Annotated in this window: 7 protein-coding genes; 3 read left to right on the top strand and 4 right to left on the bottom strand. The window is 59.5% G+C overall.

Annotated elements, in window-relative coordinates; all coding sequences use genetic code 11:
• The first annotated feature begins 32 nt into the window (after positions 1-32).
• Positions 33-4724 (top strand): NEL-type E3 ubiquitin ligase domain-containing protein, encoded by a 4692-nt coding sequence (locus ACA067_RS18060; protein WP_497457826.1) that lies wholly within the window; start codon positions 33-35, stop codon positions 4722-4724.
• Complete coding sequence (locus tag ACA067_RS18055) at positions 4717-8574, top strand: dermonecrotic toxin domain-containing protein (protein ID WP_497457825.1); 3858 nt, start codon at positions 4717-4719, stop codon at positions 8572-8574. Before ACA067_RS18060 ends, ACA067_RS18055 begins: the two co-directional genes overlap by 8 nt.
• 43 nt (positions 8575-8617) lie before the next feature.
• On the opposite strand, the gene ACA067_RS18050 is transcribed toward ACA067_RS18055, so the two are convergent.
• On the bottom strand, positions 8618-9112 hold the full coding sequence (locus ACA067_RS18050) for a DUF934 domain-containing protein (protein ID WP_128872728.1): 495 nt from the start codon (positions 9110-9112) through the stop codon (positions 8618-8620).
• Entirely contained in the window at positions 9096-10754 is a 1659-nt protein-coding gene (locus ACA067_RS18045; RefSeq protein ID WP_497457824.1) for a nitrite/sulfite reductase, read from the bottom strand. The genes ACA067_RS18050 and ACA067_RS18045 overlap by 17 nt, the downstream gene beginning before the upstream one ends.
• Before the next feature lie 521 nt (positions 10755-11275).
• On the opposite strand from ACA067_RS18045, the gene ACA067_RS18040 reads away from it, so the two are divergent.
• A complete protein-coding gene (locus ACA067_RS18040) occupies positions 11276-12361 on the top strand; it encodes an ABC transporter substrate-binding protein (RefSeq protein WP_497457823.1) in 1086 nt (361 codons plus the stop codon).
• Positions 12362-12383: 22 nt separating this feature from the next.
• Here the strand turns inward: ACA067_RS18040 and ACA067_RS18035 are convergent, their stop codons facing one another.
• Positions 12384-12605, bottom strand: a complete 222-nt coding sequence (locus ACA067_RS18035) for a DUF2970 domain-containing protein (RefSeq protein WP_138967253.1) — start codon at positions 12603-12605, stop codon at positions 12384-12386.
• A gap of 305 nt (positions 12606-12910) precedes the next feature.
• The gene (metH, locus tag ACA067_RS18030; protein ID WP_497457822.1) at positions 12911-16621 is read right to left on the bottom strand and encodes a methionine synthase; all 3711 of its coding nucleotides are present in this window, start codon (positions 16619-16621) and stop codon (positions 12911-12913) included.
• Positions 16622-16623 lie beyond the last annotated feature (2 nt).

Genomic DNA, 16623 nt, shown 5'->3' with positions numbered 1-16623 from the left:
CCGATGTTCGCGCCGCCCTGCGCAAGAGTCTGATGGCAAGTTACTGCACCCACCAGGCGATGGCGGATGCCTTGGGCGAATTGAAATCCCCTGAAAGTTTTTGTGCACCCTTGTTGGCCAAGGCCATGTCAGACAAGTCGGGCGAGCCGTTTGATATAGAAGGCGTGGTATTCCAGCATGTGCGCTCGACGTCAAGCTTGCTCGGGTTGAGGAAAAAGCTCGTCACGCCGATTGACCGCGACCTGTTGATGGCGGCCTGCGAAAATTTCGAATCCAGCGAGACGGCTCAGGGGAATTATGACGACACCTCGTTGCTATATGTCCCCGAGCGTATCAATGGGCGGTCCAATAAGATCCTGTCAATCAAACCCCATGAGTTTGCGCAACTTTGTCGAACACTGGACTTGGGTAAACAATACCAGACCCATGTCAAGACCGTGTTGGGTGCGGAGCAGTTGCTCGATAAACATACAGCATACGCAAAGGACCGGTTTGAAGTCGATATGCATATCGCTTTCATGAAGAAGCATATCGGTGTCGATGTTTATAGCATGTTGAAGTTGGTCAAGAACGCCGCTTCATCGATCAAGCTGGGTGACAATACGCCAGGTTATCAAGGTTTGGAAATGCGCGGTGTAAAACTGCATGGCGCGTTCTTTGTTGGCCCTGTCAGTGAACATGCAGACGATGATTACCGATGCGTGGTTTACCTGCCGGGTGACCCGTTGCACCCTCTGAAGGAATATGCGTCGTTCAAGGATTTTGAGACGGAACTGAGTAGACGCCTTAGAAGTGCCGATTTTCGCCAGTTCTTCATGCGTTTCATTTTGTTGAGCGACCGACCTGGTTTTCACACGGCGCTGGATACGCGGCTGTTGTCTCGAACAACGCTGCCACTGCCTACGAGCAGCATCTACATATCGGTCGACGGGTTTGATCTGAAGGATGATGTGTTCCTGACCCTGTTTCACCAGCGCTCGGCTCATGTGATCGCCGATGCGCGTTTGCTGGTGGTGCCAACGGATGACGAGGATGAAAAAACCCGTCTGGCCCGGATCGAGACGTATAAGACCATCGGCGTCAACACGCTGCTGTTCTTCAGCTCCTTCGTGCCGGTGGTGGGCGAAGTCATGTTTGCCGTCGCCGGGCTTCAATTGCTGGCAGAGGTTTACGAAGGTATCGACAGCTGGTCCCGGGGGGAGCAGGAAGAAGCTACCGACTATCTATTCGATGTCATCGAAAACCTGATTCTGATGACGGCAACGGCTGCCGCCGGCAAGTGGGTGGGCAAAGGGTACAAGGCCGTCAAATCTTCGGACTTTATCAGTCGATTGAGAGCAGTCCCGGTGGGTTCCGGTTCCATCCGGTTATGGAAACCCGATTTAAAAGCTTATCGCCAGCACTCAGCCGTGCCGGGCAAACTCCCTCCCGATGAGCAAGGGCTCGTGAAGTGGCGTGAGCGCCAGTACTTGCGAACAGGGACGGATACTTATGCGTTGCGTCCCGTTCAAGGCACCGACCTGTGGGAAATCGAGCATCCGGGGGCATCCGGACGCTATTCACCGGTGATGGAGACCAACGGCGCAGGTGCGTGGCTCCACGATTCCGAGCTGCCGCAGAAATGGAATCTGCTCACATTGTTTCGACGCCTGGGCTATCGCGAGGAGGACATCCCGGACACCGAGGGATTACAGATCCTTGCCATGAGTGGCCTCGACGAATCGCTGTTGCGCCAGCTGTATCCGGGCCGCAGCAAGCCGATGGCTACGCTGGTCGACACCGTGCGACGCTTTCGCGCGGACAAGTCCGTCAACCGTTTCATGGAGCACATGCGTCTATCGACCTCCGCGCCGCAGGCTGACGCCGACCAGCAGTTGTATCTGCTGACATCCGGGAATAAATGGCCTCGGGAAACAAGGGTGAGCATTACCGATATTACCGGTGGGGAAATCAAGCAATACGGGCGGGCTTCGGCGTCCCGGCAAATCAGGATCTCAGAGGATCTGTTTAACAAAGGGCAGTTTTATCCAGCGTTGCTGAAGGGGCTGGACACGGCGCAGCGTACGACCCTGATTGGCTTGACGACGACTGACGAAACGCTTCAGGCCCAATCGTTGGCTAACATGATCGCCGAGCTCGCAGAGGGCCAGAGGTTGTCGCTGTTTGACCGCTTCTATCAGCGCACCAATGTGATCGCAGAGACGAAGGCCGCGCCTGTCCTGGAGAAGTTTGCCGAACTGCCGGCCAGTGTCGCCGACGAGCTGGTACAGAATGCCGACACCACTGAATGGCAGCAGCTCGAAGAGGCAAAAGTGCCGCTACGGCTGGCCGAAGAAGCCCGGCGGTATGCGCAGATAGTGCGCCTGAACCGGGCTTATGAAGGGCTGTATCTGGACGCGGCCAGCGGGCTGGACACGGTCCGATTGGTGCTCAACACCCTCAAGCATTTGCCGGGCTGGCCAAACGATGTGTTTGTCGAGATCGCGGAACGGGCGGGGCCCGTTGAGGCAAGGGCCAGCATTGGATCAAAAGACGCCGCGCAAAAGCTCGTTATCGAAGCTTACCCTGACCGTTTTGAAGCGTCCGATGCCAGTGGAAAAAAGCTGTTCACGCACCTGAAGCGCACCCGCGCGCATTTTTTTCAAACGCTTTGGCAAGGCTTGCCCGTCAATACGCGCAAAGCGCTGGGGGTCGAAGCGCAAGACGCCGGCGTGGCGTTAAGGAAAAAAATCACGGCACTGGCATTGCAGCGACGTGATGCCATCGCAGGGGTCATCGGTATCAAGCCGATACGCGCCGGTTACAGCTCGCCAATGGGTCTGGCTGACCGGTTGGTCGCAAAAGCGATTTTATTGGGGCTACCGCCTTCGGGTGAGCGCTCGCCGGCCCTGCTGCAGCGGGCCCAGGAGCTCTATCCCGCTCACTCGCCAGCGCAGATCGAACATTTGCTGACGACACTGGGCACCGACGAAGTGGTGGCCATCCGGGCACTTGAGGCACTGCGCCAGGAACATCAGGCCATCCGCGATGCGCTGGAGCGCTGGGTCAATCGCGACACCCACTATCAGGAAGGCGATGGACCGCGACTCAGGGTGCCTCAACACAGCAAGGGGCGAGCCGCTCAGGCGATTTTGCGCGCCTGGCGCAAAGAAGGCAGTTTCATGCTTGGCACTCCGGAAATGCTTTACAAGCTGAGTCTTGATGCGCAGCCACTGGGGGATATACCGGTGCTGGTCGGTAACTTCAGCCACATCGGCGCCCTGGAGATGGACAGGGTAGGGGCCAGCGCCGGATTGAATGCATTTCTGCGCAACTTCCCCAACCTGCGCACATTGAGCCTGACCGGCAATGAGTTGAGCCGAATCCCCCAGGCTATCGCGACCATGCCCAAGCTTGAGCACCTGGACTTGAGCGATAACCGGATTCATCTGACGCCCGAATCGATCCGGTTGCTCAATGGCCTGGAGTCTCTGCAGACACTCAACTTGAGCTTCAACCCGGCGCTCGGGCAAACCCCGACGGTCACGGCCCTCAAGCAACTGCGGCACCTTGCCTTGCGTGGTACGAAGATTGCCGATTGGCCGGTCGGGGTCAATGATCTTTCCGAACTGCAGACACTGGATCTGCGCGACAACCTCATCGCACACATCCCGGAAACGGTGTTCAAGGCGCGGCCCGCCTTGAACCTCGGTACCAACGTCGATGGCAACCCACTTTCAGCGTCGAGCCTGGCGGCGCTCGCCGCCTATCAACAATCCAACCGCATCAGCCTGGGGATCCTGGTCGCCGATTACCTTCAGGTCGCGGCCGTGCAACCGGATGTCGCCAGACACGGCTCGATCTGGTTGAGCGGACAGGTCGGTGCTGAATTGGCCCGTAAAGAAGCACTTTGGAGCTCATTGTCGTTGTACCCAAGGTCCAGGGATTTTTTCCATTTGCTTGCCCGGCTACACGACACCGCGGATTACGACCTGATGCAAATCGATTTGACTCAGCGGGTATGGGACGTGCTGGAAGCGGCCGGCGAAGATGACGCGTTGCGACGCGCCTTGTTTCAAGCGGCTCGCATCGGCAGGGTCAGCGCCCAGGACGCTGCGGGGTTGTTCAGCGATATGGTGGTGCGGGTCCTGTGTTATCGAGCCGTGGTTTCGGCTCGCACTGGAAATCGTACCCTGGAGGGGGAGCTGGTGCGTCTGTTGAGAGGCCTGTTTCGACTGCAACAGGTGGAACGGCAGGCCATGATCGAGATCGATCGTCGCACGCTGTCCGGACCGTTCAGTCGCGCCCAGGCACGGGAGCTCGAGCTGATTTACCGCGTGAGGCTGGCGGAGCGCCTGGATCTGCCTGCCCAGCCCAGAGAAATGAATTTCGTCCGGAATGTCGACGTATCCCCCGAGGAGATCGAGAGCGCCTATCAAGAGGTCGCCAAAGCCGAAAACTCCGACGCGCTGTTGGCCTCGATCAATGCCCGAAGGTTCTGGTACGAATACCTCCTACCGGCTCATCAGGAAGAGTTCGACACCATGAGCCAGCGCAGCGCTCATGCCTTTGCACAACTGGAAGCGCAAATCGCCTTGCCCCGTGCAACCGCTACCCAGCGCCTGAACGCGATCATCGAAAACTATAAAAACGACACCGTACAATTTTTCGATCGCTTGACCGCTGCCGCCTTGGCGAGACATCCGGGACTGCCGCTGCCCGCCGAGGAGGTGTCTGATGAATGAGCGCCCTCATGATCAAGTAGCCGCCCCCCATCCGACACCGACCTGGCAAATGCGCAACGATCTGAAAGGCATCGTGGACATCGCGCTGCCACAAACCCCCGGCCAGTTTGGCGAACACCAGATCAAGCAAAAATGGGGGCAGGACATCGACCCGCAGACCACCCTGCTGGTGACGCTCGATTACGATTACAAAGGGCATCCTGCACAGGCCGGGATCCATCAGGGGCAAGTCGCCCATTCTCAATCCTTGCTGCAAGCGTTGCTGTTCAACGACCAGACCGTCGGTGACGGGCGATTCGGCGAGACGGCCTTCGGTCTGTATACCCCGCCTGACATCGGTCCGGAGGTTCGCATCGTGGAAAAAGTCGATGAGTTCGCCGATCACGGCAGCGGCAACCACCAGACCTATGAAGGCATCTATCGGCAAACCGTTCCGCAAACCTACGGACCAGACACGCAGCTGGCCCTGAGACCGGCCGATTTCAAGCAGTGGGTCTGGGAACTGGAGTTGCAGGACCTGTACGGCGCTTACCTTGATCGAGCATGGCCTTCGGACGAGGTGCTGCTGGCGCCCGCGCCTTATGCCCTGAGAACCTCGGTCAAGGCGGCTTTTGTCATGAGCGCCTGGCTGCAGCGCCATGAACGACGCTTGACTCAAAAGGGTCTGGAGCTGACATTGCAGGCGGCAGGGTTATCGCCTGATCAACCTTGGGAAACATTGACCATCAGCCAGCTGCGGGCACCGACTCCGATCCCCGGCGCGGTCACGGCACGCCGCTTGAAACTCTATCGTTATACCGCGAGCGATATCTGGGTTTTCCATAGCCCGTCCAGCGCCAGGATCATGCTGTACATCCCCGGCAACTCGTCGCCGCTGCATGACTTCAACGATGCCGCGCAACTGCGCCAATGGGTGGTGGCGCAGGGGCGCACCGGCGAAACGAAACAGGCACTGGCGGCGCACTTTGCCGATGAAGATCGTATCGACGGTACCTTCCACGCCGGTGTCCTGACAGCGCTGGAGGGTATGGCGATGTATCCGAAAGAACACCGGCTGACCAAAGAGGCCGGTTTCTTTAACAATGATGGCTACTGGGATCCCGCCCAGTACATCGGCTTTGATGACGCTAGCGCAGACACCGACCCGTTTGCGCAGCTGGTGCTGACAATGAAACAGGCGGCATTGGCCAGCGTCAAAACCATTCGTGACGATGCCCAGGTCAATCGCGACAATTTGAGCGCTGTGGTCGAACCGATCGTGCAATGGATCAACCGCTTTGGTCCGCTGGCCTTGTTCGTTCCGGGAGGCGAAGGCCTGCTGGCGTTAGCGGGACTTATCGATGCCGGTTATGGCCTGGATCAGGCCATCAATGGAGAAACCGCAAGCCAGCGTTCCGAAGGTGTGACGCGCACAGTGTTCGGCTTGCTCAATGCGCTGCCGATCGCCGGGGTCGCGGCCTTGACCGAGGGCGATGGGGTTGATATCGAAGCGCTGGCGAAAACCGATCACCGCGCCGGCGAACCGTCAGTCGCTCCACCTGAACCGCATACCAGCGCTGAACCGATTCCTCCGGTACCGACCCGCCTGGCCCTGCTGCGGGGCGTCGGCCCGTCGGTCGCCACCTTCAGCGATGAAATGCTCGCACAGATCGGCAGGGTCAGCGCGGTTGATGACGACATGCTGCGCCTGATGCAAACCGGACGCCCACCGACGCCGTTGCTGGCCGATACGATCAGCCGCTTCAGGATCGATCGGGATCTTGGGCCCGCCGGGGACCCTGATGTGTTCAACAGCCGCTATGAAGCGCTTCAGCATTCCGGGAATGCATGGGTCCGGTTGTTGCAACGCGAGTACCCGGGCCTGCCCAAAAGCGCTATCGAACAAATGCTCGACCGCTATGGCGTGGATATCCAGGGAGCGCCCGACGCTACCGAGGCCTTGCAAGTGATCAAGCGTCTGGACAGCAAGGCCCGCCAATATCAGCAACATGCATGGCTCAATCGAGCGTATGAGGGATTGTACCTTCGCTCGGTGCGCAATCCGCAGTCAGACACACTGGCCTTGCACTCGCTGAAAAACCTGCCCGGCTGGCCTGAAAACCTGCGGATCGATGTGCTCGATCAGTCGGCCATCGGGCGTGTGCTGGACCGTAGCGGGCCACTCGATGCACCGCACGTCCGGCGCCTGATCAAGACGGGCGATCACTATCTGCACCAGGCTCTGCAAACGGACTTCTACGGCGCAGTCCTTGGGGTGCTATCAGACGATGAGCGTTCAGCGTTGCACCTGACGTCGCTTGATCCCGCCAGTGAATTGCGGCTGAAAATCGGCGACCGGGCGTTGTCACGGTCTGAATTCATGCTCGGATCAGGAAGGATGGACAGCGGATTACCCTTCGAGCGCCAGGGTCTCAGCGGCGGCTGGTTTCCGGACCCACCGCCGGCCGGGGCGTTGAGGCACCAAATGATGAGACTGCAGGTCAGGGACCTTTACCCTGAATACTCCGATGCCGAGGCCGATGAAATGCTGCAACGGGCGGGAGCGAGCGCCCAGGCACACCTCGACGGTTTGCAGCAGCAGCTTCAACAACTCAACACCGATTTGAATGGTTGGATCGATCAGGCAACTGACGACGTCGAAGACATGGACTTGCCTTTTCTCGCCGCCGGTGACATTGAAGCGCAGGGTCTCGATGATGCGCAAATCGAGGCGCATAACCTGGCATTGCTGCATGACACGATTCAGGTCGAACGCGATACCAGGGCCGAATTGGCCGATGAAATGATCGCCATCTGGCAAAAACGTGCCCCGCAGGAAGACAGTCATTACTCAGGCAGTTACTTGAACGGCTTCACAATGAACATGAATTTCGAGGATTTCCACCGATTACCCGCGCTCAATGTTCGTCTCGACGACGTGACCGGGTTGTCGATGCGATATTTTCATTTGTTCGAGCGTGAAACCCTGAACGATTTTCTCGAATCGTTTCCCAACCTGCGCACCTTGAATCTGGAAGGTACCGATCTTCGACTTTCCGATAACGGCGCGAATCTGGTAAGCGCTGTGCCCCGGCAGATTTCCCGAATGCGCCATCTCACCTGGTTGAATCTCAGTGCCACCGAAACGGCATTCACGGAGGCGATGGCCTCGCGACTCAGTGAGCTGACCCAGCTGCAACATCTGGATTTGAGCGAAAACCCGCTGGTCGTCCCTCCATTGGTGCTGGGAATGAACGAGTTGCGCTGGCTCGACCTGAGGAACACCCGGATCACTTCATGCCCCATCGGGATCATGGATCAGCCGTACCTGGACCGGCTGGATTTGCGCAATAACCAGATCACCCGGGTGCCGCCGGCCGTGGTGAACCAGGCCATCAGTCGTGACCGCGTACTGCTGCAGGGTAATCCATTGATCGATGAAGACACGCTGTTGCGCCTTGTGGACCATCGCCGCAGCACAGGCATCAACCTGTGGTTGAGCGAGCCTGGACCTGACGGCGACGTCATCCAATGGTTGCGTGAAGGCAACGACACGCAACGGCAAGCCAGGCGATTGATCTGGCAGCGGGTGGCAGCCAAACCGCTGGGCACGCGCTTTTTGAGAATCATGGACGGCCTGAGTCTGACGGCGGATTTCCGGGTGGATTATCTGACGCTGCAAGCACGCGTCTGGCGACTGCTGGGCGAAGCGGATGCTTCAGAGACGTTGTGGACGCGGCTGGTCCAGGAGGTCGAAGTGGCCGAGATCGATGCTGATAATCCGTTTGCGATCTTTACGGCGCTGGAGGGTCGGGCGAGGGTTTACCGGGATTGGGTGGCGATGGGGCGACCGTTTCCGGTGAATGAGTAGGGCGAGTGCCTTGAACCCCGAAAAGGGGTTCAAGGCTTGACGGTCAGCGGCGACGGAACAACGGCAGCGGTTCGTCGGTGGCGGCCTGATAGGTCACCGAAAAGTCCTTGAGGCTTTCCAGCGCTTCGTACGGGTCTTTGTCGGCGCGCAAGGCAAACGCATCGAACCCGCAGCGACGCAGGTAGAACAACTGGTCGCGCAGCACATCGCCGATCGCCCGCAGTTCGCCCTTGAAACCATAACGGTCACGCAACAGGCGGGCGTTGGAGTAGTTGCGGCCATCGGTGAAGGCCGGGAAGTTCAGGGCGATGACCTGGAACTGATCCACGTCGTCACCGATTTCTTCGGCTTCTTCATCGGCATCCAGCCACACGCCCAGGCCGCCATCGCGGGCCTTGAGCATACGGCTGTGTTCGCGCCACAGCTGCAGCGGGACGATGTAGTCGTCGCAGTTGCTGATCTCGTCGATGTTGAAGTCCTTGGGCAACAAGTGCCAGGTTTCGTCGACGACCTCGTTGTTCTTAATTATTCGCTGCATAGACGCGCTCCTTGAAGAGGTCGATACCGATACGCTGATAGGTGTCGATGAAGCGCTCGTCTTCGGTACGTTGTTCGATGTACACGTCGATCAGCTTCTCGATCACATCAGGCATGGCGTCCTGGGCGAAGGACGGGCCGAGGATCTTGCCCAGGCTCGCATCGCGAGTGCCGCTGCCACCCAGGGACACCTGGTAGAACTCTTCGCCTTTCTTGTCCACCCCGAGGATGCCGATGTGGCCGACGTGGTGGTGACCACAGGCGTTCATGCAACCGGAGATGTTCAGGTCCAGTTCGCCGATGTCGAACAGATAGTCCAGGTCGTCGAAACGGCGCTGGATCGATTCGGCGATCGGGATCGACTTGGCGTTGGCCAGGGAGCAGAAATCGCCGCCCGGGCAGCAGATGATGTCGGTCAGCAAGCCGATGTTCGGCGTGGCGAAGCCTTGCTCGCGCAGTTCGCCCCACATCTCGAACAACCGGCCCTGTTCCACGTCGGCCAGAATGATGTTCTGCTCGTGGGAGGTGCGCAGCTGACCGTAGCTGTAACGCTCGGCCAGGTCGGCCACGGCGTCGAGCTGTTTGTCGGTGATGTCGCCCGGGGCAACGCCGGTCGGCTTCAGGGACAGGGTCACCGCCACATAGCCCGGCTTCTTGTGGGCCAGGGTATTGCGGGTGCGCCAGCGCGCAAAGCCCGGGTGCTGCTTGTCGAGCTCGGCGAGTTCGGCTGTCTGGTTGTCCAGCGCCTTGTACTCGGGATCGACGAAGTGTTTGGCGACGCGATGCACTTCGGCCTCGGTCAACGTGGTCTGGCCACCGCGCAGGTGCTCCATTTCCGCTTCGACTTTTTGCGCAAAGACTTCAGGCGTCAAGGCCTTGACCAGAATCTTGATCCGCGCCTTGTACTTGTTGTCACGACGGCCATAGCGGTTGTAGACCCGCAGGATGGCGTCGAGGTAGCTCAACAGGTCCTGCCACGGCAGGAATTCATTGATGAATGCACCCACCACCGGAGTACGGCCCAGGCCGCCACCGACCAGCACGCGGAAGCCGATTTCGCCAGCGGCGTTGTGCACCGCCTCCAGGCCGATGTCATGGACTTCGATGGCGGCACGGTCGGAGGTAGAACCGTTGATGGCGATCTTGAACTTGCGCGGCAAGTAAGCGAATTCCGGGTGGAATGTCGTCCACTGGCGGACGATCTCGCACCATGGGCGCGGATCGATCAGCTCATCGGCGGCGACACCGGCAAACTGGTCGGTGGTGACATTGCGCAGGCAGTTGCCGCTGGTCTGGATCGCGTGCATCTGCACGGTCGCCAGTTCAGCAAGAATGTCCGGAATGTCTTCCAGGGCCGGCCAGTTGAACTGCACGTTCTGCCGGGTACTGATGTGGGCATAGCCCTTGTCATAGTCGCGGGCAATCTTGGCCATCATTCGCGTCTGGCGCGAAGTCAGCTGGCCGTAAGGCACCGCCACCCGCAACATCGGCGCGAAACGCTGGATATAAAGCCCGTTTTGCAGGCGCAGCGGGCGGAATTCTTCTTCGCTCAGCTCGCCTGCCAGATAGCGTCGGGTCTGATCACGGAACTGCTTGACGCGGTCCTCGATGATCCGCTGATCGTACTCGTCGTATACGTACATATAAGTCCTGTTCTCAGGCTTGGGCCGGTCGGATCCAGCTGCGTTGTTCGCCTGCTGAAGTCTCCGATACTGCCTCGGCAATTCTGCGCGCACGGCCGCGCACTCCCAACGGAGCCGGGGCAAGATACCAGTTTGTAGTTATGCGCAAAAGTGATGTTTGAGTATATGCAAAGAACCAAAAGGACTAATGAGAATCGTTGTTGCAAAGCCCCTGGTTGTGGTGAGGGCAATCATCGTCTTAACTGTGGTCGAGTCTTTATGCAATCACCGATAAAACCGACAAGAGGCGATGCAATGAGCAACCCTACCAAAGTCACAAAACCCGATAGCACGGTCGATGCCTGGGCGATTCTGTTCCTGATCATCCTGGTCGTGGGCACCGCGGTATTCTGGGTCAGTCATCAATAAAGGCCTCCTCCGGGCTCGCTCCGACGGTTGTCGGACGACAAGTGGAATAAACGCCGATGTGCGGGAGGTCGCTGGCTAAAATGTGCGGCGAATTTTCGGGGCCCGGACGATCAATGTTGAAGTTTTTCTGTAGCGTATTACTGGCGCTGGGTACGGTCATGGCACCTTGTGTCCAGGCAGCCTCGGTGCTGTTCCTGAATCCGGGAACCACCCGGGAAGCTTTTTGGGTCAGTTACTCGCAGTTCATGCAGGCCGCGGCGAGGGACCTGGCGATGGACTTGCGCATTCAGTACGCCGAGCGGATACCTGAAAACACCCTCAAGCAGGCTCGTGAAGCCCTGCAAGGGCCAGACCGGCCGGACTATCTGGTGTTCGTCAACGAGCAGTACGTCGCCTTCGAAATCCTGCGTCTGGCGCAGGGCAGTGGCGTGAAGCTGTTCATGGTCAATAACGCGCTGACCCCGGACCAGATGAACCTGCTCGGCTCGCAACCTGAAAAATACCCCGATTGGCTGGGCAGCCTGGTGCCCAACGACGAGGAGGGCGGCTACCTGATGCTCAAGGAGCTGATTCGCCAGCATCGCCCGGTCGCCCCCGGTCAGGTCATCGAGCTACTGGCTTTCTCCGGTCTGAAGGTCACGCCGGCGGCACAGTTGCGTGAGAAGGGCATGATGCGCGCCCTGGCCGAGCACCCTGAAGTGCGATTGCGCCAGTTGGTGTATGGCGGCTGGACCCGGGAGCGCGCCTACCAGCAGGCCGGATTGCTGTTCAAGCGCTATCCGCAAGCTTCGCTGGTCTGGACGGCCAATGACGAAATGGCCTTGGGGGCCATGCAAGCCTACGCCGACGCCGGTGGCGAACCTGGAAAAGACGCACTGTTCGGTACCATCAACCATTCACCCGCTGCCTTGCAAGCGCTGTTGGACGGTCGGCTGAGCGTGCTGCTGGGTGGGCATTTCAGTCTGGGCGGCTGGGCCCTCGTGCAGTTGCATGACTACGATCAGGGTGTGGATTTCGGTCAGTACGGCGGCCGCGACCAGCAGATTCCGTTACTGCAACTGATCGATCGGGCACAGGCCAGGCGACTGTTGGCGCTGGGCGCAAGGCAGGATTACGGCGTGGATTTTCACAAGCTCTCGGCCAAGGGGCAACCGGCGTCGTATCGCTACCCGTTCAGCCTGCAAACCCTGCTGCACTGAGTCATTTGCCTTGAATCAGGCATCAAATCCCCGCCAGATGCAGCACCAGTTTGACGATGCCGAACAGGGTCAGGGCGAACACCGCCGTGAACACAATCCCCAGGATCACGAAATGGCTGGGTTTGCCGTGAGTGAAGTCCCGGGCCCGGTTCTTCCCGCTCTGCACCCCGAACGCCGCGGCCATGACGCTGTGCAGCATCTGCCAGAAGGTGGGCGGCTTGTTGTTGTCGACTGGATCGTCCATAAACCCCTCGTCAGCAATGTGTGAGAGCTAAGCATAGACAATCCACGGCATGCACAAAGCAAATGTGGGAGCGAGCCTGCTCGCGAAAGGGGCCGTAACATTGAACACTTTCGTGGACTGATACACCGCCTTCGCGAGCAGGCTCGCTCCCACAGGGGATCTCTGCTGGCCACAGGGTTTGGCTTTCGAGCCTTTCGTCGTATTCGAGGGCGCCTTCGCTGGCAAGTCGGATCGCCGCACCGCAGCTCCTACAGGGTTATGTGTACACCCGTGTAAAAGCTGCCGCAGGCTGCGATCTTTTGATCTTAGTTGTCGTAGCCCAGGTTCGGCGCCAGCCAGCGCTCGGTCACACTCAGCTCCTGGCCTTTGCGCGACGTGTAACTCTGTACCTGATCCTTGTCGATCTTGCCCACGGCGAAGTATTGCGCCTGCGGATGAGCGAAGTACCAGCCGCTGACCGCTGCCGCCGGGAACATCGCGTAGTGCTCGGTAAGGAACACCCCGCTGCGGCCTGCCTGCATTTCGCTGGCTTGCGGGTCGAGCAGTGCGAACAACGTGCCTTTCTCGGTGTGATCCGGGCAGGCCGGGTAGCCCGGAGCAGGGCGGATGCCGGTGTACTGCTCCTTGATCAGCGCCTCGTTGTCGAGCGTCTCGTCCTTGGCGTAACCCCAGTAATCCTTACGGACCTGCTGGTGCAGCCATTCGGCGCAGGCCTCGGCCAGACGGTCGGCCAGGGCCTTGACCATGATCGAGTTGTAATCGTCGCCGGCATCCTGGTAAGCCTTGGCCACTTCTTCGGCGCCGATCCCGGCGGTGGTAATGAAACCACCTACGTAGTCGGTGACTTCGCTGTCCTTCGGTGCCACGAAGTCGGCCAGGGAGAAGTTCGGCTTGCCATCGGTCTTGATGATCTGCTGGCGCAGGTGATGCAGCTTGGCCAGTGGCTTGCCGTCGTCGCCGTAGAGCTCGATGTCATCGTCGCGCACCTGATTGGCTGGCCAGAAGCCGAACACCGCACGCGCGCTGATGAGTTTTTCGTCGATCAGCTTGGCGAGCATTTCCCTGGCATCGGCGTACAGCGCGGTGGCAGCTTCACCGACCACTTCATCGTTAAGGATGCGCGGGAACTTGCCGGCCAGGTCCCAGGAGATGAAGAACGGCGTCCAGTCGATGTATTCGGCCAGGACTTTCAGGTCGATGTTGTCCAGCACCTTGGCACCGGTAAACGTCGGTTTGACCGGCGTGTAAGTGCTCCAGTCGAACTGCGGCTTCTTGGCGATGGCCGCCGGGTAGCTCAGGCGTTCGGTTCGGGCGCTGCGGTTGGCGGTGCGCTCGCGGACCTCGATGTATTCCAGGCGGGTCTTCTCGACGAATGCCGGCTTCAACTCCTTGGACAGCAACTGCGTCGCCACGCCCACGGCGCGCGAGGCATCGGTGACGTAGATCACCGCATCGTTGCTGTACTTCGGTTCGATCTTCACCGCCGTGTGCGCCTTGGAGGTGGTCGCGCCACCGATCATCAACGGCAGGTGGAAGTCCTGGCGCTGCATCTCGCGGGCCACGTGGACCATTTCATCCAGCGAAGGGGTGATCAGGCCGGACAGGCCGATGATGTCGCACTTCTGTTCCTTGGCCACTTGCAGGATCTTCTCGGCCGGCACCATCACGCCGAGGTCGACGATGTCGTAGCCGTTGCAGCCCAGTACGACGCCGACGATGTTCTTGCCGATGTCGTGCACGTCGCCTTTGACCGTGGCCATCAGGATCTTGCCCTTGGCTTCCGGCTTGTCGCCTTTCTCCAGTTCGATGAACGGGATCAGGTGCGCCACGGCCTGCTTCATTACCCGGGCGGATTTCACCACCTGCGGCAGGAACATTTTGCCGGCGCCGAACAGGTCGCCGACGATGTTCATGCCGGACATCAACGGGCCTTCAATGACCTCGATCGGCCGGGCGAACGACTGACGGGATTCTTCGGTGTCTTCAACAATGTGGGTAGTGATGCCTTTGACCAGCGCATGCTCCAGACGTTTATTGACGTCCCAGCCGCGCCATTCTTCGGTCTCGGCTTCCTTGACGCTGCCGTCGCCCTTGTACTTGTCGGCAATGGCGAGGAGGGCGTCGGTGCCTTCCGGGGTGCGGTTGAGCACTACGTCTTCAACGGCGTCACGCAGTTCGGCCGGGATCTGGTCATAGATCTCCAGCTGACCGGCGTTGACGATACCCATGGTCAGGCCGTTGCGGATCGCATACAGCAGGAACACCGAGTGGATTGCCTCGCGCACCGGGTTGTTGCCACGGAACGAGAAGGATACGTTGGACACGCCGCCCGAGGTCAGTGCGTACGGCAGTTCGTCACGGATGTAGGCGCAGGCGTTGATGAAGTCCACAGCGTAGTTGTTGTGTTCTTCGATGCCGGTGGCCACGGCGAAGATGTTCGGGTCAAAGATGATGTCTTCCGGCGGGAAGCCGACTTCGTTGACCAGGATGTCGTAGGAGCGTTTGCAGATTTCTTTCTTGCGCGCTTCGGTGTCGGCCTGGCCGGCTTCGTCGAAGGCCATCACGACGACGGCGGCGCCGTAGCGCTTGCACAGTTTGGCGTGATGAATGAACTGCTCGACGCCTTCCTTCATGCTGATCGAGTTGACGATGCCCTTGCCCTGGATGCATTTGAGGCCGGCTTCGATCACTTCCCACTTGGAGGAGTCGATCATGATCGGCACGCGGGAGATGTCCGGCTCGCCGGCAATCAGATTGAGGAAGGTCACCATGGCCTTCTTCGAATCGAGCATGCCTTCGTCCATGTTGATGTCGATCACCTGGGCGCCGGCTTCGACCTGCTGCAGGGCGACTTCCAGGGCTTCGGTGTAGTTGTCGTCACGAATCAGCCGGGCGAACCTGGCGGAGCCGGTGATGTTCGTGCGTTCGCCGACGTTGACGAACAGCGAGCTGCGATCGATGGTGAAGGGTTCCAGGCCCGACAGGCGGCAGGCCTTGGGGATCTCCGGGATCTCGCGCGGTGCGTAACCGGCCACGGCCTTGGCAATGGCTTCGATGTGGCCAGGCGTAGTGCCGCAGCAACCGCCGACAATGTTGAGGAAGCCGCTTTGGGCGAATTCTTCGATAACCTTGGCGGTTTCCGCCGGCAGCTCGTCGTACTCGCCGAATTCGTTCGGCAGGCCGGCGTTCGGGTGCGCGGAGACGTAGGTGCCGGCCTTGTTCGACAGCTCTTCCAGGTACGGGCGCAATTCGCTGGCACCGAGGGCGCAGTTCAGCCCGACCGAGATCGGCTTGGCGTGGGCCACGGAGTTCCAGAAGGCTTCGGTGGTCTGACCCGACAAGGTGCGGCCCGAAGCGTCGGTGATGGTGCCGGAAATCATGATCGGCAACTCGACGCCCAGTTCTTCGTAAACCCCTTGTACGGCAAAGATCGCGGCCTTGGCGTTCAGGGTGTCGAAGATGGTTTCGATCAGGATCAGGTCGGCGCCACCTTCGATCAGGCCCTTGGTGGCCTCGGTGTAGTTTTCCACCAGTTCATCGAAGGTCACATTGCGATAGCCGGGGTTGTTCACATCCGGCGACAGCGAGCAGGTACGACTGGTAGGACCGAGAACACCGGCGACGAAGCGCGGCCGGTCAGGTGTTTCCAGGGTCTTGGCGTCCGCCACCTGGCGTGCCAGGCGGGCACCTTCCACGTTTAACTCGTACGCCAGGTCCTGCATGCCGTAGTCGGCCTGGGACACCTGGGTGGCGTTGAAGGTGTTGGTTTCCAGAATGTCGGCGCCGGCATCCAGATAGGCCTTCTCGATCGAGCCGATCACGTCCGGGCGGGTCAGTATCAACAGGTCGTTGTTGCCCTTGACGTCGCTCGGCCAGTCGGCGAAACGTTTGCCGCGGTAATCCTGCTCCTCGAGCTTGTAGCTCTGGATCATCGTGCCCATGCCGCCATCGAGTATCAGGATGCGCTCTTTGAGGGCGTGCTTGAGAGCTTGAAGGCGAACACTGCGATCGGACATTG

This window comes from Pseudomonas sp. LBUM1674, assembly GCF_059695635.1.
The sequence above is the reverse complement of the archived record's forward strand: the minus strand, read 5'-3'. Positions and strand labels throughout refer to the sequence as shown.